This window comes from Acinetobacter johnsonii ANC 3681, assembly GCF_000368805.1.
GTDB classification, from domain to species: Bacteria; Pseudomonadota; Gammaproteobacteria; order Pseudomonadales; family Moraxellaceae; genus Acinetobacter; species Acinetobacter johnsonii.
This window is the reverse complement of sequence record NZ_KB849705.1, coordinates 423619-443006: the sequence shown is the minus strand read 5'-3', so window position 1 is coordinate 443006 and position 19388 is coordinate 423619. Positions and strand designations below refer to the sequence as shown.

The window sequence follows — 19388 nt, the reverse complement described above, 5'->3', positions numbered from 1 at the left end:
ACGAACACGGAGTGTGAGGTATAAAAGGTTCATGTCGTATATTTGACAGCTTTTGATTGTTATAGTTCTTAAAATACTGGAATGTTTGCAAAGGGAAATTGAATGAAAATATATATTTATGGTGCTGGAAGCATTGGGTGTTATTTAGGCGGAAGTTTGGCTGCTGCGGGTAGTGATGTTACTTTTATCACGCGTCCACGTATTCATGCAGAGCTTTCCCAATGGGGCTTAGTGTTAACCGATTATTTAGGCAAAAATATCAGACTTGCACCTCATCAACTCAAACTAACGATCGATTCTACTCAGGTTGTGGATGCCGATGTTATTTTAATCTGTGTTAAATCAGCGGCAACCGAACAAGTTGCACATGAAATCAAAGAATATTTAGGGGCTAAAACACCGCTGATTATCAGCTTTCAAAATGGTTTAAGTAATGTCCCTATTTTAAAAAGGGTTTTGCAAGGGCCGATGATTTTAGAGGGGATGGTTCCTTTTAACGTCGCCACGCAAGAAGCTGGGCATTATCATCAAGGTACCTCTGGTGCATTAAGTGTTAAGCAATATCCAAATCAAAATTTGCTTGAGAATGCATTTCAAAAAGCAGGCTTAGAGATTGTTTTTGAAAAAGACATGCTAGCTGTGCAGTGGGCCAAGCTTTTACTTAATTTAAATAATTCAATCAATGCATTGTCAAAAAAACCGTTAAAGGAACAATTGTCGATTCGTAAATATCGCCAATGTGTGGCAATGGCGCAGCAAGAAGCTTTAGCACTACTTGATTACGCACAAATTACACCTGCAAAATTAACTGCAGTTCCGACTCATTTGATTCCCAAATTGCTGAGTTTACCCAATCCATTATTTAAATTATTAAGTCGTAAAATGTTGGCGATCGATCCATTGGCTCGGTCGTCTATGCAAGATGATTTAATTGCAGGTCGCCCCACAGAGGTTGACTGGATTAATGGTGAGGTTTTAAAACTCGCAGAGCAATGTGGTAGACAGGCGCCAATCAATGCACGACTCATAGAATTGATTAAGCAAGCAGAGAAATCATCTTCTTCATTTTCAATGAGTGCAGATGCTTTAAAAGATCAGTTGAAATCTGCAGCGAAACAATAGTTTGAGGTGACGTAGGTCATTCATACACAAATCATTGAAGATTTATAAGGATCGTCTTTGAGTATGTTTGAAAAACCTGTATGTTAAACCTTGATTTATATTTTGATTGGGGGGAATAAGGTGCTTTGGGGAAAAGAAAAAAAGGTAGAAATGCAGCAACATGCCATGCTCGATAAATCACAGTTAAGTGTTTTTTATCCAAAAGTCCAAGAATTCCTCAATCAAGTCAATCAAATCGTTTTAGATAAAAATAAACAAACCCAATTGGCCTTATGCAGCCTGTTAGCAGGTGGGCATATCTTGTTTGAAGACTTGCCCGGTTTAGGCAAAACTACATTGGCCAGTAGCTTGGCACATTTGGCCGGTCTTCAATTTAAACGGATTCAGTTTACCAATGACATGCTGGCAAGCGATGTGATTGGGGTGAATATGTTTAACCAAAAAGAACATCTGTTTGAGTTTAAGCAAGGGCCAATTTTTACTCAAATTTTACTCGCAGATGAAATTAACCGCTGTAGTCCGAAAACGCAGAGTGCGCTTTTAGAGGCGATGGAAGAGGGTGTGGTGACAATCGATGCAAGTCGTTACATACTACCGCAGCCTTTTTGGGTGATTGCAACGCAAAATCCACTTTTTCAAAGTGGAACCTATGCACTACCAGAGTCACAGCTTGACCGTTTTCTTATGCGTTTATCTTTGGGTTATCCATCACGTCAGGCAGAAAAGGCTTTATTGCAGCAACAATCCCGTCATGACTTGATTCAGCAGTTGATGACTGTATTCTCCGAACAAGACATTCTCGCCTTACAAGCTTTGGTGCCACAGATTTATCTGTCTGAGGAAGTCTTGGATTATATTTTAGATTTGGCGGCTGAGACCCGTAAAGGTCGACATGGGTTATCTACACGTGGCGTACTGGCTTTGAAGAAAGCAGCACAAGCCTATGCTCTAATTAAAGCCCGTGCATTTGTTACACCGGATGATGTACAGGCTGTATTTGTCGCAGTGACCGCGCATCGAATAGGGCTGGGTGAAGCTGAAACTGAGCAACTTATGAAGCAAGTCAAAGTTCACTGATAGGATAAGCTGACGCATGCTGTGGCAAAATTGGATAAATAAACGCTTTCAATTCAAAGCTGAAAAACAACTGACACAAAAAGATGTACTGGTGTTTATTTATCAGCAAGGATATGTATATGTGGTGCTGATTTTAATCACCTTTATTGCAGGGGTGAATTATGCCAATAACTTAATTTTAGCGTTTTGTTTTTTAATCAGTGCCATGCTGTGTATGAGTTTTTATTTAACCTTTAAACAACTACATGGGTTAAGTGTTGACCTAGTATTACCTGAAATAGGGCAGATTGAGAGTGCATTGCAATTACAAATGCATTTCAAACAACTTCATTCGCAGCCTCGATACCTTTGGCTCGCTTATGCTGATCATATAGAACAGTTGTTTATTCAAGATACCCATCAGGTGGTCGATTTAAATTTTTTTCCAAAAGAGCGCGGACAGTTTAGTTTTCCCGAGATTAAAATTTACTCGACTTATCCATTTGGTCTCGTTCGTGCATGGAGTTATTTTTTTATCCAAGCACCTGTGTGGATAGCGCCTAAAGCTAAGTCTTTAAAGGCAGAAAATAAACAGCAACAGCACAGTTTTGAACCGGACATGGATGAATTTCGAGAATTACGAAATTTTAAAGAGGGCGACTCTTTACAGGCGGTTTCATGGAAACAAGTGGCACAAGGACAAGGTTTATTTATTAAAGTCTTTGAGCAACATCAAGATCAACACAGTTTAGACATTCACTATGCACATATGCCGAGTCCTTCGCATGAAGAAAAGTTAAGCTTGATGATGGGCTTGGTTGAACAATGTGAGCAGTTGCAGTATGCCTATGCACTGTATTTCCCCCATACTGAACTAGCTAAAGGGATAGGACGAGAACAATACCTTCAAGCCAAATTACTTTTGGCTCAGGCATAGCGAGAACAGTATGCATTCTTCTATTCGTATTGCCATTGTACTGACACTAAGTTTGATTTGGATCACACAACTAAGTTTTAGTCCTGTGCTATTGAGTGTCATTTTCGCCATTTGTATCGGCTGTCTATGGTATTTCATGAAATCCACGGGAAACCATTTCCCGAAATGGGCAATTTACATTTTGACCCTTGTTGCTCTAGCGGTCACTTTTTGGAGCTATCAAAGCTTTTTAGGGGTAGAAGCGGGCGTAGCTGTTTTAAGCATCTTTCTCTTTGCGAAAGCCTTAGAAACAAAAACGCAGCGTGATGTGATTATTCTGTTTAACTTTGCTTTATTTGTTGCGGCGAGTATGTTTTTACATAGTCAGTCATTTATGACGGCAGTGATGGTTTTACTCTGTTTATTGAGTTGTTTGTTGGGGCTGTATCGAGTGCAAACCCATGCTTTTGCATCTGAAAACTCGAATCGTATGGCATTAAGGCAAGATGCAAAACATGTTATTAAATTTGTAGGTCTCGCACTGCCTTTTTTTGTACTGTTATTTATGTTCTTTCCGCGCTTGCCTCCACTTTGGCATATTCCAATTCCTGAAAATAAAGCAGTGACAGGAATGAGTGACACTATGTCACCTGGAGATATTGCGCAATTATCCCAGTCCAGCCATTTGGCTTTTCGTATTATTGGTGATGTCACTCAGCTTCCAAATCGTTCAGAGCTTTATTGGCGCGCGATGGTCTTAGATCAATATGATGGGCAAAAGTGGACCAGTAGTTTTATTAATCAACAAAGTATTTCGGATGATACATTAACGCATATCTCTACATCCAAAAAATGGAACTATCAATATTTACCTGCTGATGTCGCGATTCCGTGGATTATGGCATTGGAATATTCACAACCCTTAGAGCGACGTTATCAGCTACGTCAGGATTGGAGTATTCAGGCTTATCGTCAAGTCCAGCGTGTGGAACCTATTGCATTGCAATGGATGGGAAATGTTCAATTTTCCCAAAGAGAATTATCTAAAATACAACGAAGCATAAACTTAAAAGCGCCTGAGGACATGGACTTGAAAGCGCAGCAATTTGCACAGCAGTTGTTTAGCCAGAGTAACGAGAACCCGAAACGCTATATCCAAAATGTTTTGCAATGGTACCGCAACAATGGTTTTAGTTATACCTTGCAACCGGGCTTGTTGGGGCAGCATCGTATTGATGAGTTTTTGTTTCAATCCAAACAAGGTTTTTGTGAACATTATGCTTCTAGCTTCGTGATGCTGATGCGTTATGCGGGAATTCCATCGCGTATTGTGGTTGGGTATCAAGGTGGACAGCCTTCACCAGATGCAAAAAGTTGGGAAGTTCGGCAGTTAGATGCGCATGCATGGACGGAAGTCTTTGTGGATGGGCACTGGAAACGCTATGACCCAACAGCGATGATTGCACCGCAACGTATTGAGCAGGGTATGCAAGATTTAATGAGCCAAGATGCCAGTGTTTGGGGTGAGAGTAGTCGATGGAATGTACAGCGCTATTACGTATTAAACAAAATGCGCATTTGGAGTGATTACGCAAGCTACCAATGGCAAAGTAAGGTGGTTGGCTATAATGCAGAGACTCAACGAGGTTGGTTACAGAAGCTAGGACTTCAATCCAGTTATTCATTGGTATTGCTGATTATGATTAGCATTGGTGGGTTAGTTTTACTGTACTGGGGCGTTATATTTTGGCATAAACGTGCTCAAACTTCTGAATATGACATGGTCATTCAGTCTTTTTCTCGAAGCTTAACAACTGAGCAGCGTAAACAAGATGCCGAAACGGTAAATAAGTGGTTGTTACGTTTAGCTCAAGACGTTAAACCTGAACAGCAAGTTTTATTTAAGCAGGCGGCTGATTATTATCAACAAATGCGTTATTCCAAAACGTTAAATTCAAAAAATATTCAACAATTTAAACGAATGCTTAAAACTTGTGCATCTGCTTTAAAAAACAAGAAATAGCGCTTGTCATAGTTTTTAAAAGTGAATATTATGCTTTTACTTCAGGTGTATAGCTCAGTTGGTTAGAGCGCTACGTTGACATCGTAGAGGTCTCCAGTTCGAGTCTGGATATACCTACCATATATTTATCAAAGGTTTATAAGCGAAAACAGTGGCTTATAGGCCTTTTTTAATGTCTGCTTGGTGCAGCGCTTGCTTTACTTGCTGTATCTAATATCGCAAATAAAGCTCGTTTTGTGTCAGGATTTGTGTCAAAAATCGGGTCGGAACACTTTAAATATATTGAGATGTTCTACAATTCAAAACGCAGACATGGTTCTAATGGTCAACGTTCTCCATTAGAGCATAAAAAAGTATATTTCAATCGGGCTATGTGTGTCTGAATTTTTGGTGGCTATTCATTAGTCTGTATAAATTATGTTATTGAATGGTCATGTTTTAAAGTTCTAAGCGATCATCACAAAAACATTGCTGAAAATAATGAACCTAATAATACAATAGGAGCAACATATGAGTGAGCCGATAACGGGCCCTACCTTGTTTATTTGTCATAGATGCTGTTTACATATAGAGAAAAAGACCAAAAAAGGTTTCAAATATAGACTAGTTACTGCTTTTTAAATTTCACTGTTTCTAATGCTTTTGAGTGTCCCAATAAAGCTGAGAAAATCTGAAATCATCATCGTTGAAGCTTTTTTCTCTTTGAGCATTTATTAACGCTTTATTTCGACTTTCATTTTCTTCTAAGTTTAATGCACCAGTATCATGATTGATTAAGTAATAGTGTGACCTTTCAAAGGAGCTCATATTTGCGGTATGTCTACGGTCTTCCTGTGTTTTGAATAAATCGTTTTCATGTTGTTGTATTGAATTTAATTCTTGCTGTTTGGCAGACTTAAAAAAATCAAATGGCTGTTGAGTCGAGTTCACCTCCAAACTTGGTTTTTCTAATGGATGTAGCTGGGGTTGAGCCAAAGAAAGTGTCGATGTCGTGATTGTTGTAGTAAAAGTGATCCCATACACAGCTAAAAGCATGTTTCTTTTCATTAAGGTGATCCAATTTTTAAAGCTGCCTATTTTAAAATAAAACTACATAAATAGGGTAGTAGTTCTAAAAAGTGAAGGCAATTAAAAGCGTAGAATGCCATTATATTTTTAGTGTGATTTTTGATTATCTTGTCCACGCTGCTGATATTCAGCTTGAAACTAAACTTAGGCAAAAGGCAGTATGTATATAAGATGAAATCATCTATAGAAATGTTTTACAAGCCTGTAAAACATTTCTATTCATGTCAGGAAGAACAGAGTTCAATTTTGGACAAAATCAACTTGTTATGGGGTATCTAGGCTACAGGCTAATATGCTCTAGGATTTACAAAAAAATTATGATGAGAGTCGTTATAATTGATTGTAGGTCGATATTTAAGCTGATTTTTTTGTGGCTTTAAACAAATAAATATTTGAAAAATAATAACAAATTTTCATGAATAATGGTTTGTTATGACTTTGAAAAAAGGATCATTTTTTTTATCGATAAATGTACTGGGCTATAAATATTTACATAGTAAAATATAAGCATAATAATAATGATTATCACTAATTATTACTTAACCTACATTATGACTTCACAATTCCGAATAAAAACTCTTAGCTTAGCTGTTCAATCCATCTTAGTTTACGGGGCAATAACGCACTTTGCTTGGGCAAATGAACAAAATCAAATAGCGAATACAGCAACACTCGCGACCATTACATCTAAAGCGACAGTCAGTGATAAAACAGAGGGGACGGGAAGTTTTAAAGCAAATAAATCAAAATCTTCATCAAAACTAGATTTAAATTTAAAAGAAACTCCTCAGTCCGTAAGTGTCATTACACAAGAACAAATTGAACAGCGTAATCTTGTCAGTATCGACGATGTAATGGCGGCGACACCAGGTGTAACTGCAACCAAACAAGATAGTGAACGTTCAAGTTACTATGCCCGCGGTTTTTCTATTACCAACCGACAAATTGATGGTATGCCAGTAGGAGACAATAGTCCGCGTGCGGATAGTTTTTTCTTCGACCGAGTTGAGGTAATTAAAGGGGCAAGTGGTCTAACTGGATCAACAGGAAATCCATCAGCGACGATTAACATGGTACGTAAGCGTCCAAATAGAGAATTCTCAGGCAGCGTAAGTTCAACATATGGCAGCTGGGATAATACTCGTGTAACAGCTGATGTCTCGATTCCCTTGACTCAAGATGGCAGTGTACGTAGTAGGGTAATGGCTGCATATACGGATAAAGAATCCTATATGGATTTCTATGAGCTAAAATCAACTGCGGCCATGGCCATTGTAGAAGCAGATTTAACCGATAATACGACGGCATCTGTCGGGTTCCAATATCAAGATAATGACCCTAAAGGGTCAACATGGGGAACAGTTCCTTACTTTAATGCGGATGGTAGCCTTGCTCACTTGCCACGAAGCTTTAGTTTAACGACAGACTGGAGTGCAATTAAGCATAAAGATGAAACTATTTTTGCAGATATTCAGCATCACTTTGACAGCGGTTGGATGGTAAAAGCAGCTGCTGCACATAGTACGTCGGATAATAGTTGGTTCGTTGCTTACGGTGGAAGCGGGTTCCCAGATCCTTCAACGGGTAAAGGTCTGAGTATATGGACTCAGCTATCACCTTACTCAGAGAGTAAAAAACTCAATTTAGACTTATATGCAACAGGTCCTTTTCAACTACTTGGTCGCGAACATGAGTTAATTGTAGGTTACAGTGGCTTTAAATCAGAGACTACATCGCAATCTGTAAAGCCATTTCCGAAATTGGGATATGAAGTCGACATTCCAGATTATCGTGATTGGACGGGGGATTTGCCAAAGCCAACCTATATTAAAACGGGTGCTGGGAGTAAAACCACCACAGAGTTATTTGGTTACTATTCAACAGTGCGGCTGAATTTATCCGATCCACTTAAGTTGATTTTAGGCGGTCGTTTTAATACCTATGATTATAAAAACAAGACATGGTTGATGAACAAGAAACCTGAAAAACCTCGGAGTTTTGAGCAGTTTGTCCCTTATGTGGGGTTACTTTATGATTTCAATGATAATTACACAGCTTATGCAAGTTATACCGACATGTTTACACCTTCAAGCAAAAGGGATAGAAATGGTAATTACTTGGACCCAGAGATTGGTAGTAGTACAGAACTAGGAGTTAAAGCTGAATTTTTTGATGCTCAATTATTAACAAGCGCTGCAGTATTTTGGTCATCCGTCAAAGATCTTGCTGTTGAAGATAAGGAATATCGCGATGGTGTAGCCAATAAAACTATTCCTAAAGTAGATAATATGGATACGGCATATATGTCCTCTGGTAAAGGACTAAAAGTGAATGGCTTTGAAATTGATGCAATTGGTAAGTTACAAGACAATTGGAATGTGAGTGCTGGTTATACTTATGTGAATAGTGTGAGTTCAGCAATATCAAACTCAACGACCACAATTCCACAAAACCAAGTTAAGTTTTTTACCAGCTATACATTGCCAGAAAATTGGTGGAATGGAGCTAATAAGCTGACTGTTGGAGGCGGAGTCAATTGGCAAAGTGAGATTTTTCAAAACTGGGGAACTGCGCCGGAGAATGCTTATAACGGTGGTACAGTGGTACAAAAATCGTATTATTTAGCAAATGCCTTTGCGAGTTATAAGTTTAGTGATGAGTTGTCTGCGAGCTTAAATATTAATAACTTGTTTGATGAAAAATACTATCTCAATGTGGGCTTCTATAATGGCGTCTATTGGGGTGAGCCAAGAAATGTAACATTTACAGTCCGCGCAAAATTTTAAATTTTATTTAGTCAAAAAAACCGCCTAAAAGGGCGGTTTTTTTATACAAAAATGTTGCAAATTATTTACCAATCAATATAATTGCGAACGATTATCAATTATAATTATGGTCTTAATAATATGTTAAATAAAATATTTTTCAATCAGAAAGTTCTAAGTGTTGCGATTCAAAGTCTTTTAGGGGTGAGCCTCTTTTCGAGCATGGCTCATGCTGAAGACACTCAGCCAGAGAAACTGGCAACGATTACAGTCACAGCCAGTCAAACAGAGCATGATCAAAAAAGTGCACCAGCAACCATTAGTGTCATTACCCAAGAAGACTTAGCAAAACAACCTGTTTATGATCTTGCAGATGCCTTACAACAGAGTGCGGGTATCCATATCAATACATCCTCTGCTTATGGTCGTAAAGAAATTAAAATTCGTGGATTAGACTCAGACTACACTTTGATATTGGTCAATGGACGTCGTGTGAATTCTAGAGACGCATTAACCTCTAATTATTCAAATGATTTTGATTTGTCATCTATTCCTTTGGCTGCAGTAGATCGAATTGAAGTGGTGCGTGGTCCAATGTCATCCATTTATGGTGCAGATGCTTTGGGCGGCGTGGTTAACATTATTTTAAAGAAACCTAGCGAACAATTAGAAACCGCGTTTAACTATAGTTATGAGTTACCAACTGAAGGAGATGATGGGGCAATTCATAAAGCAAGTGCCTACATTGGTGGTAGCCTGATTGAAAATAAACTCTTGGCAAATTTGGTACTTGAGGGTATCGATCAACAGGCTTGGCGTTCTGAACAAAGCATCTATAAAAATACGGATGCAGCGGAAAAACGTAAAGGTTTCAGCATCCTTTCAAATGTCAGTTGGCTGATTAATGATAACCAGACATTAGATGTTGATTTAACCCATCGTTCAGATGACCGTAAAGCGGTATGGAACAACTACGGTTTGTCATTCCCGACCAATATCCAAGAAATGGATCGTACCAGTGTGGGACTGACTTATTCTGCGAATTGGAATGCTATCAACAGTAGACTACGTTATTACTATGAAAACGTAGACTTGATGGATAACTCAGAAATCATCACCAATTTATATAAAAAGACGGGAGATATTCAACAAACCAACCATACGATTGATGCTCAAGTGAGTGGACATATTGGAGAGCAGCATTTAGTGACTGGTGGGGCTGAATTCCGTAAAACAGAATTAGAACATAATCAAAACCTGAATGGATCTGCATCCGTAAATCAAAAGGCATTATATCTACAAGATGAGTGGAAAATTGACCGACTATCCCTGACCTTTGCTGGACGTTTTGATGACTATGATAGCTTTGGCAGCGAGTTTAGCCCACGCTTCTACAGTGTGTATCAAGTTACGGATCAATTTAATTTAAAAGGGGGAATCGGTAAATCGTTCAAGGCTCCAAGTTTGTCACAATCAGATCCGACCTATTCTGTATTGGCCTGTCGTGGCATGTGTCAGGTGATTGGAAACCCTGACTTAGAACCTGAAACTGCAACAAGTTATGAGTTTGGTGGTGTGTATGAAAATGACCAGTTTTATGCAAGTTTAATGTACTTTGATAATGACATTAAAAACATGATTGTAAGCGATGGTTGGAGAGCAGGATACCGTCCAAGTGTCATGACTTATACCAATGTACATTCAGCATCAGTCAAAGGTGTCGAATTAGAAAGCCAATATGATGTGAATGATGCTTTAGGGGTGAAGTTTAATTACACTTATTCAGATGCTAAAAATAAAGATACGGACAAAGAACTAGACTATAGCCCGCGTCATACAGGCAATATGGCTTTGGATTGGCGTGTGAATGATGCGTTGGGATTGAACCTTAACTATCAATATATTGGTAGCCAAATGCTCTATGTACCTGCCATTTCTAAGAGTCAGAAATCAGATGATTACCACGTTTTAGGCCTAAGTGGGCAGTATCAATTTAATCCGAGTTTTACTATGCAAGCGGGGATTAAAAACTTAACCAATACTAAGCGCGATGATGTTGCACGTTCGATTGATTACATTTTAATGGGTCGAACGGCTTTTGTTGGTTTTAATTTTAAGTATTGATTGAAACGGTTATAAAGTAAAAGCACCTTTGGGTGCTTTTCTAATTTCGCTTTATAAGATGCATTTCCTCTAAATAATGTCAGAGACCGTGGATGAGCATATGGATGAATATTCATCATTTTCACGTGATAGGGCCAACATTAGTCTGAGTGTTTTTTGTTCTTTTAACTTTGTGAGGTGCAGATAAAGTTGCTTCAGGCTTTCGAAAATATCTTTCACTAAGGTATGATGACTGGCCTGTGATTGCTGGGGCAAAAATCCCAAAACTGTACCAACAGTAAAAAATAATCACTTGCTTTTTATAATAATTTTTATTTTTATTGGGTAAATTAGATGACCAAAAGTCACAATTTTGTGGGTTTAAAACGCCAATTTTTTCCTTCTGTTTTAGCGCTTGCGATTGGTAGTGTTCTCGTGGGTTGCGGAGGAGGTGGTGGGGGAGGTTTGGCTGAAACGAGTTCTCATATCACGCAACCGCCAACTAAAGGAGAAAATAATCCTGGTTCTGGTGGTCAAGATACGGGTACTGGCGGTGAGCAAAATCCTAATTCAGCATATATCTATGATCCGCAAAAATTTAATGTCGAAGAGCCTGATACTTCCCTAAATAAAGTGGGTGTGGGGGTGCTAGATTCTGGTGTGGGTATCAATGACTATTTAGAAGATTCTGTCAAAAAGGTTTTCCGTTATATTGAGGACTATCAAGCGGGGACTCTTACACGTGAAGACTTAACAAATCGTGGGATTGACATTCAAGATATTGATCCTGGAACCCATGGCACAATTGTCGCGCAAATTATTGCGGGTAAAATCCCTGCGAATGCAAAATATCCAGTAACAAGAAGTATTGAAGGAATCGCTAAAGATATTGCTGAAATTTATGGCGTTTCTACAAGCGAGAGCAATAACGGTATCGGTTACGCAACCACAGCATATCAAGCTGCACTGGAGCTCAATAAACAGTATGGCGTGAAGTTATTTAATGGTTCCTTCGGTACTGTGGGTATGCGCGGGATTTTCCATGATGACGTTACTCAATATGCAGCGCGTTTAGCCGATGGTGGCTCTTTAGTGGTCATGGCAACAGGTAATGCTGGTCTTGCTGTGCCAAGTGATGAGGTGTTGTTGCCAACCCGAAATAGTGCAATTGAAAAAGGTTGGTTGGCTGTTACAGGCTTAAATGAGGAACATACTGACTTGTATCGCAATACCAAAGGCGAAGGTGCGAATAATTGCGGACTTGCTGCACGTTGGTGCTTAGCTGCTGATTATATCGTTGGCCCTATTCAAAGCGATAGTGCAGGTGGCTTGATTATGTTCTACGGAACATCGGGTGCAACACCACAAGTTACCTCAGCTGCGGCGTTGGTATGGAGTAAATATCCATGGATGAGCAATGACCAAGTACGACAAGTATTACTGACCAATGCCGACTATATGGATGACGGTTCTGGTCTCAATCAACTCTATAACGAGCGCTTTGGCTGGGGTGCACTGGATATCTGGAATTCATTAAGTGGTCCGCAGTCCTTTTTAAAAGTGTTTAATGAAAACTTTGAAGCAAACGTGACATCCAATGTTGCGATTTTTTCTAATGACATTGATGGCGATGCAGGTCTTATTAAACAAGGAACTGGTACTTTGGTAATGGCTGGTGACAGCAATTATACGGGAGCAACAGATGTCCAATTAGGCAAGTTACAAGTCACTGGAAATATTGATTCTACCGTGCGTGTGGGAACGAGTGGGACTTTATCTGGTTCGGGGCAGACAGGGGCTGTCGTCAATCAAGGGACTGTTTCAAGCAAAGATGGTCGTTTAACGGTGAACGGTAACTATACGCAAGAAAGTACAGGAACTCTTGCTTATGGTTTAGAGCACTATTTAACAGTGAAAGGCAATGCCACACTTGCTGGAAAGCTCGAAGTTTCTGCACAGAATAAAGGCATGGTGACAGAAGGAGTGCATCAGGTACTGAATGCAAATCATGTTGCAGGTCAGTTTGATAGTTATAGCTCGACCAGTGCATTTTTAACCGTGAAAGGGTTGAGTCAGACCAATCAAGATGTTGCGGTAGATGTTGCACTCGCGGATGCAAAAACAGCAGGAACGCTGAGTGGTGGAATTTCTGATGCCTCTGGTGAGTTGCTGAATAAACTGATGGCAAAAGCCAATACACAAGCAGTTTCAGGTCAATCGACGCAGTTAACGGACTATGTTGCTAATGTACAAAAAGTGGCAACGGCAACGGCTGCACAAGCAGTGTTGAACTCAAATGCGGGTGCTTTATTTGCAGAGATGCCATCAGTATTGCTTCGTAATGACACCTTGGTTAATGCACAAATTGCACAGCGCTCATATCAAGTGAGTAAACAAGGGCTAACAGGGGCATGGGTAACAGCAGGTTATCTAGATAATACCAGTGAAGCAAAAGGTTGGGATACTGTTGAGTCTGAAATTAAGACAGCATCTGCAGGTGCTGACTTCAAAGTGACAGACCATGCTATTTTAGGTGCCTACATTTCGGACTACAACGAAGACTCTAAATTTAGCGCATCGAATGGCAAGAGCGAAACTGAGCTGACAACAATAGGTATATATGGTCAGTGGTTATCAGATCGTAACTATTATGCTGCTGCAAATGCACAATATGGCTTTGGTGATACAACTTTCGACAGAACTGTGACCGATGGCATCAAGACTGACGCGAGCCATGCTAAAGCCGATTTAGATAAATATGGTATTTATACTGAGTTTGGCTATGCTCTGCCAATGGAGCAATTCTCCATTTCACCATACCTTGCACTTAGTCATAATGCTGTATCTCTAGATCAAGTGAAAGAGTCGAGTGATCTAGGGGTGACGGTTGGTGATACGACTGCCAAAGAAAGCAAAGCACATGTTGGAACGCGTGCAGACTATCAAGTGACACAGCAGCTGAAGTTGGGTGGTTATGCGGAATATGCATATGCCTTTGATCGTTCATTGCCGAATGTAAGTTTGACATCAAACATTGATCATTCAGTAGATGTTCGCTATCGCGCACCGTCATTTGACAAAGACTTTTTACTTTATGGTCTAGGCTTTAATTATTTAACAGCAAACTCTAAATGGAATATTTTTGGGGATGTGGCTGGGAATGCACTTAATGCAGAAGACTATCAAATGCAGCTTGGTCTGAAATATGCATTTTAAGTTTTTTGCTAAATAAATCGTGATTTGAAAGTAAAATAAAGGTCATGTAGGACTTGTCCCACATGACCTTTTTTAATAAACGCTTAGATATGACGTTTATTTCTTAAACTCAGTAATCTGGATTGGCTTGTCTTTGACAAACTCGACAATGCCTTCACTTCCTTTGATGTGAATAGAAACACCTTTGCCGTCAGTCATGAGCATACCACTTGCTGCTGGTGCACTTTTCAGCATGAATGTTCGATCTGAGTTATCCGTCATCATCGCTGTTTCAAAATTATCAGATGACTTCAGTTCAATGGTTAAATCCATTGGGCCAGTGAAGTGAATCACTTGTGTTTCTGCAGCATTACTGCCTGATGTATTTTCTTGAGTGACTTTTCCCGTTGGTACAGAAGTACAGCCCACTAAGGCTAAAGTAATGAGTGTTGCACCTAAAATATTTTTCATAAAACTGACCTTTTTATATATAAATCATAAGTCCGTATATACTATTTGTTATACCTTAAGTTTAAAAGTTTGCTTTACATTCGCCTTACATAAATGGAGCTTTACGCTGTATAAACGTACTTTTATTCACCTTAAATGATTCAAAATACGGTTCAAAGTGTTGATTTAAACCTTACACAATAGAGTAAATTGATATTTAAAAGTTCAATTTATTCAGTGGCATTAAATGCGTCATGATAACTGACAACACCCTGAGGTATTTCTCCATTGAAACTAAGGGCTTGAAAGTATTCGCTAGGAACGCCAGGTAAAACCAACTCTAGATGAGGCTGAAACCCAAAGCGATGATAATAATTGGGATCTCCTAATAGAACACAGCCTTTGGCACCCAGTTGTTTTAATTTTTCAAGGGATGCTTGCATCAGTTGTGACCCAATGCCCAAACCTTGTTTAGTTGGGCAGACAGAAATTGGGCCTAGGCCATACCAACCTGTTGTACCTGTCGAGATGGATATAGGTGAAATGGCGACATGACCGATAATTGAATCGTCTTCAACAGCAACCAAAGAAATCGTAAGTTGACCACTTTTTCGGAGGCTGTTCACAATGAATTGTTCCGTATGGCTGGTATGCTCTGCATTTAAAAATGCAGTACGAGTCAACCTCTCAATGCCTTTAACATCTTCTGGCTGTTCGTCTCGAATCGTGATGTTCATTCAAAAAATCCTTATGAGTATTCGTTCAGTTGAAAGTGACACTACTTTTATGAAGATAAGACTTCAACCCACTCTAAATAGCTCCGACCAGTTGCTTAAATAGGCAGGAGAGCGATTGCACTGATTCATTTGCCAAGGCTCTTTCCTCTCATGGCAAACCCCCAAAGAAATCAAATTCTTACCAAAGCGTTCAGTAATGGCATCCATCGTATTTGAGAGCTCTTTACGGTCATTTCTATGGCTATAGTCGGTAAAAAGATCATGCACAAATTTAGATTTATCCATAATTTCCAAAAGGACAATGCCCGCCTTTTTGTATTTAAACCCTGACTTGTAAATTTGGTCAATGCCTTTCATGGCCGCCTGCGTTATTTCAAGTAGATCATCGGTATGTTCAAGCATGTGCACAATGGTATAGGGCGAGTAACGTTCACTTTGACTAAAACGACCTGTTTGAATATACACCCCGATCATTTTACAAATAGAGCCATCATGACGTAAGCGTTTAACCGCACTGGCAACATATAGGCGTACAGAGGCTTTGATGTCATCAATTTCATACACAGCTTGACCATATGAGCGACTACTAATAATTTGCTTATGCGCAGCCGCATCACTTTCAATATTGATACAAGACAACCCCTGAAGTTCACGGACAGTCTTTTCCATGACAATACTAAAGTGCTTTTTAATTTCACTCGGCTTGGATTCGATCAAATCTAAAACCGTATAAATACCCATCGCGTTCAGCTTTTTGCAGTTCTGTCGACCGACGCCCCAGACTTCACCGACCTCCACATCTGCAAGCATGTATTCAGCAGTACATGGATCCATGTGTGCCAAATTGCACACGCCATTCAACGCCTTATTTTTCTTGGCTAAATGATTGGCTATTTTGGCTTCTGTTTTAGAACGACCAATTCCAATACAGCAGGGAAGACCAAGCCACTGCCATGCCTTGTCTTTCATGTCTTTGGCATAGTCAGTGAGGTTAAATAAATGCTCATAAGCGGTTAGCTTTAAAAAACATTCATCAATGGAATAGATCTCTTGTTCATCGGCTGCCACATATTGCCCCAATAACTGCATGAAGCGGCGAGACATTTCCCCATATAGAGCATAGTTACTCGAAAACACTTGAATATTATGTTGCTGCACGAGTTCTTGAATTTGAAAAAAAGGGACAGCCATACGAATGCCGAGATCCTTGGCTTCTTGGCTTCGAGCAACCACACAACCATCATTATTACTTAACACAATCACAGGACGGTCATTGAGCTTTGGATTAAATACGCGTTCACACGAGACATAGCAATTATTCACGTCAACGAGCGCGAATATTTCAGTTTCATTTTTCATGTTGCTTCTTCTTATTATTTTTAACGGTGATACAAACGTTTTAAGTTAAATGTCACCACTCCCCAAATAACAAAGGTTTGATTTTCTGTAGGAATAATATGTTCATATTCAGGGTTTTCAGCTTTCAACCAAAGTTGAGGCAGAGGGTAGTTTTCATCTCCAAAAATGTCTTTGATGTCCGACTTTGACATTTTGTTTGTCATCATCAGTCTTTTAATAGTGGAGTCTTTATTATCAATTAAAGCCACCACTATGTCGTAGTGTTTAGCTTCAATACTCCGATCAATAATAATCGGGTCATTTACTTCAAGACCTACGCCCAACATTGACTCACTGTCTACATGAGCGATGAACGTTGAAATGGGGTTTTGTATTAAGAATTCATTGAGATCGATGGCTTTGCCTTGCTCATCTTTAGTGCTGAAGGCTGGGCCTGCTGGAATGCGCTCTAAAGAGACAGGAATGGAGACTTTAGACTGAGGTAGAACAGGAATTAGCCCAAGTTGATCCGCGAGTTCAGCTTGCTGCGCAATTTGTTCGAGTATGCTATTGATGGTGGGGCTGGGTTTGCCGTCTGGCCCCATGAGATCTTGTAAAGACGACCATGCGTCGTCCGAGAAGTAGATAGGTAACTTCTTTGACATGCTGAATACTCCTACGCTACAAGGCGTGTTTGGAAGTGAAATCTGTCTGTTTAGAATATGCTGATGTGGGTGAAAACTCAAATTTAAAAATACTGAATAAACAATGCTCCGTCAATTTTGGTCGCGGATAAGAAAAAATAAGAAACTTTCTTTTGGATGATAAGTAGCCCTTTGATTAGGGCTACTATTGGGGGGATTATATCGTTAAGCCAATGATTTAAATGAAAACTTAGGGATTAGTTCCTAAAAAATCAAAAGGTTTGGTGACTTTAAAGGATGCATTGGCTTTGCCTGCATACGTCATCGCTTGGTCTGGGCCAAGTTCTAACTTCTTGGTTTGACCATCTTTAAAGTTAATTTCCTTTAAATCGACCCAAAACACATTTGGTGAAACAGCAGATTCAAAGAAATATAAACCGCGTTTATGGTCGACCACTGTACGCCAACGGGTTGAGGAAATATTTGGTTCTTCTTCAGTGTTCAATCCAAAGGGTACGGACGCATTGCGAATGACACCAAAAACACTCGCTAATGAGTGTTTATAATTCGCATTTTTCGGGATGGCATTGATATAAAAAGACGCTCTTGCAAAACGATCGGCTGCACGGTTTGTGCCTGGGAGCATGGTTGTTCCACCAATTTGCTTCCAATAAGCATTTAGCGCCAACTGCTGATCAAAAATTGGTGAGTTGGTCATTACTTGGTATTGGCGACTGTGATGAATCACTTGTTTTCCACCAATATATTCAATGATGGCACTGTCACCCGTGGCATCTGAAATAGATAAATGCAGTGTCGCTAACCGTTTTTCACCTGGAACTTGGTCGGTCACTACTGTGAACGGTTCTTTTTCCAATGCCTGAATGGCCTCATTCACCGTGGCATATTTATCTAAGACATATTGCGCCCACAGTGAAATGCCCAAAGATGGCTTTTTAGAGGTTTTCACATTTGGATATTCAGATTCAACCAACCACAGTAAGTTTGCCATTAGCCCTTTTTCATTGACGCCATCGGTAGTGGAGATGTCATAACCCGTTGCAACGACACTGCCGTACTTAGATGTCCATTGAATCGATTTTGGCCCCGCCATACCATTACGTTTGACATTATTGGGTAAAATCCACAAGTTGGTTCCAATATCGCTTTTCCAGTCCATTGAACGTGCTGTCATGACGTCATTATTGCCCAGATAAACCACACGGGTACATGCCATAGCTGCTTCTGCTACCACAAATATTCCTGCGGCAAATAATACTTTTTTTAATACATTGTTCATTATCATGCTCTCTTAGAAAATAGGTAACTGTGTTGTTGAATGTCTTAATAAAAATTATTCGCTTTATAATCGTGTTCAAAATAACGATAACTGTTCCGAGATTTATTTTGGATCGCTTTGAGTTGTGTAGTCTTAGGAGGTAGATACGCTTGATTGTAAATCCTATAACTGGTTTGATCTAATGAGGTATTTAAAGCAATAAGCAGGGACAATGCATGTTTTTCTTGAGAGGTTGCAGCTGTTTGCCAGTCAGCAAAAGAATTAAAGTTTTCTTGGCTTATTGTGTTGTCTTCATCTGCACCAAAGGCATAGATGTTCGGGTTCAGTTTTAACGCGCCGTGCAAGCCTTTTATAAAGCGTTTAGCCTGAGTACTTTGGCTCATAAAAATACCGATTGAAAGTAATGAATATGTTTTAATTTTCATGTCATTGCCTTTTTTATATATTTTTACCACACGATATAAAAATAGAGTATGGCTTGTTTGATCGTTTTTAGCACAGTTTCATTTTAATGTCGGGTGAGTCTAAAAGATATCTTCAGAAGATAAATAGCAACCAACGTATGGCCAAATTTTAATAAAATGATTGCACATTTTATGATTTAAATATGCTACTCATATTTTTATGTACTTATTCAGAATATCGGCAGCACCGACATTCTGAATAATCCG

At 39.4% G+C, this 19388-nt stretch carries 14 protein-coding genes, 1 tRNA gene and 1 pseudogene; 9 read left to right on the top strand and 7 right to left on the bottom strand.

All coding sequences use genetic code 11. The features are described from left to right. Positions 1-102: 102 nt before the first annotated feature. From F946_RS06300 to F946_RS17390, 6 genes and pseudogenes are all read left to right on the top strand, one after another. The gene (locus tag F946_RS06300; RefSeq protein WP_004980326.1) at positions 103-1122 is read left to right on the top strand and encodes a 2-dehydropantoate 2-reductase; all 1020 of its coding nucleotides are present in this window, start codon (positions 103-105) and stop codon (positions 1120-1122) included. 150 nt (positions 1123-1272) lie between these two features. Beyond that, the gene (locus tag F946_RS06295; RefSeq protein WP_004980323.1) at positions 1273-2199 is read left to right on the top strand and encodes an AAA family ATPase; all 927 of its coding nucleotides are present in this window, start codon (positions 1273-1275) and stop codon (positions 2197-2199) included. Positions 2200-2215: 16 nt separating this feature from the next. Continuing rightward, a complete protein-coding gene (locus F946_RS06290) occupies positions 2216-3115 on the top strand; it encodes a DUF58 domain-containing protein (protein ID WP_004980321.1) in 900 nt (299 codons plus the stop codon). Between the two features lie 10 nt (positions 3116-3125). Continuing rightward, the gene (locus F946_RS06285; protein ID WP_004980320.1) at positions 3126-5117 is read left to right on the top strand and encodes a transglutaminase TgpA family protein; all 1992 of its coding nucleotides are present in this window, start codon (positions 3126-3128) and stop codon (positions 5115-5117) included. Positions 5118-5160: 43 nt separating this feature from the next. After that, positions 5161-5237 (top strand) — tRNA-Val (locus F946_RS06280). Positions 5238-5380: 143 nt separating this feature from the next. Continuing rightward, a pseudogene (locus F946_RS17390) lies at positions 5381-5500 on the top strand (IS3 family transposase); the annotation flags it as partial. A 250-nt stretch (positions 5501-5750) separates the two neighbouring features. On the opposite strand, the gene F946_RS06275 reads toward F946_RS17390, so the two are convergent. Next, on the bottom strand, positions 5751-6164 hold the full coding sequence (locus F946_RS06275) for a hypothetical protein (protein WP_004980317.1): 414 nt from the start codon (positions 6162-6164) through the stop codon (positions 5751-5753). Between the two features lie 572 nt (positions 6165-6736). On the opposite strand from F946_RS06275, the gene F946_RS06270 reads away from it, so the two are divergent. From F946_RS06270 to F946_RS06260, 3 genes are all read left to right on the top strand, one after another. Continuing rightward, on the top strand, positions 6737-8971 hold the full coding sequence (locus F946_RS06270; protein ID WP_035326501.1) for a TonB-dependent siderophore receptor: 2235 nt from the start codon (positions 6737-6739) through the stop codon (positions 8969-8971). Positions 8972-9091: 120 nt separating this feature from the next. Beyond that, positions 9092-11074, top strand: coding sequence for a TonB-dependent receptor plug domain-containing protein (locus tag F946_RS06265; RefSeq protein ID WP_004980312.1), 1983 nt, complete (start codon positions 9092-9094; stop codon positions 11072-11074). A 333-nt stretch (positions 11075-11407) separates the two neighbouring features. Further along, complete coding sequence (locus F946_RS06260) at positions 11408-14269, top strand: autotransporter domain-containing protein (RefSeq protein ID WP_004980311.1); 2862 nt, start codon at positions 11408-11410, stop codon at positions 14267-14269. A gap of 96 nt (positions 14270-14365) precedes the next feature. Here the strand turns inward: F946_RS06260 and F946_RS06255 are convergent, their stop codons facing one another. The 6 genes from F946_RS06255 to F946_RS06230 form a co-directional block, all read right to left on the bottom strand. After that, positions 14366-14719: a putative periplasmic lipoprotein gene (locus F946_RS06255; RefSeq protein WP_004980310.1), complete on the bottom strand. Its 354-nt coding sequence runs from the start codon at positions 14717-14719 to the stop codon at positions 14366-14368. 209 nt (positions 14720-14928) lie between these two features. Beyond that, positions 14929-15435: a GNAT family N-acetyltransferase gene (locus F946_RS06250; RefSeq protein WP_004980309.1), complete on the bottom strand. Its 507-nt coding sequence runs from the start codon at positions 15433-15435 to the stop codon at positions 14929-14931. 63 nt (positions 15436-15498) lie between these two features. Beyond that, entirely contained in the window at positions 15499-16794 is a 1296-nt protein-coding gene (locus F946_RS06245) for a Y-family DNA polymerase (protein ID WP_004980308.1), read from the bottom strand. Between the two features lie 20 nt (positions 16795-16814). Beyond that, a complete protein-coding gene (locus F946_RS06240; protein ID WP_004980303.1) occupies positions 16815-17438 on the bottom strand; it encodes a LexA family protein in 624 nt (207 codons plus the stop codon). Between the two features lie 229 nt (positions 17439-17667). After that, positions 17668-18717 carry a linear amide C-N hydrolase gene (locus F946_RS06235; RefSeq protein ID WP_004980300.1) on the bottom strand — a complete coding sequence of 350 codons (1050 nt, stop codon included), beginning with the start codon at positions 18715-18717 and terminating at the stop codon, positions 17668-17670. Positions 18718-18761: 44 nt separating this feature from the next. Next, on the bottom strand, positions 18762-19142 hold the full coding sequence (locus tag F946_RS06230) for a hypothetical protein (protein ID WP_004980299.1): 381 nt from the start codon (positions 19140-19142) through the stop codon (positions 18762-18764). Positions 19143-19388: the final 246 nt, after the last annotated feature.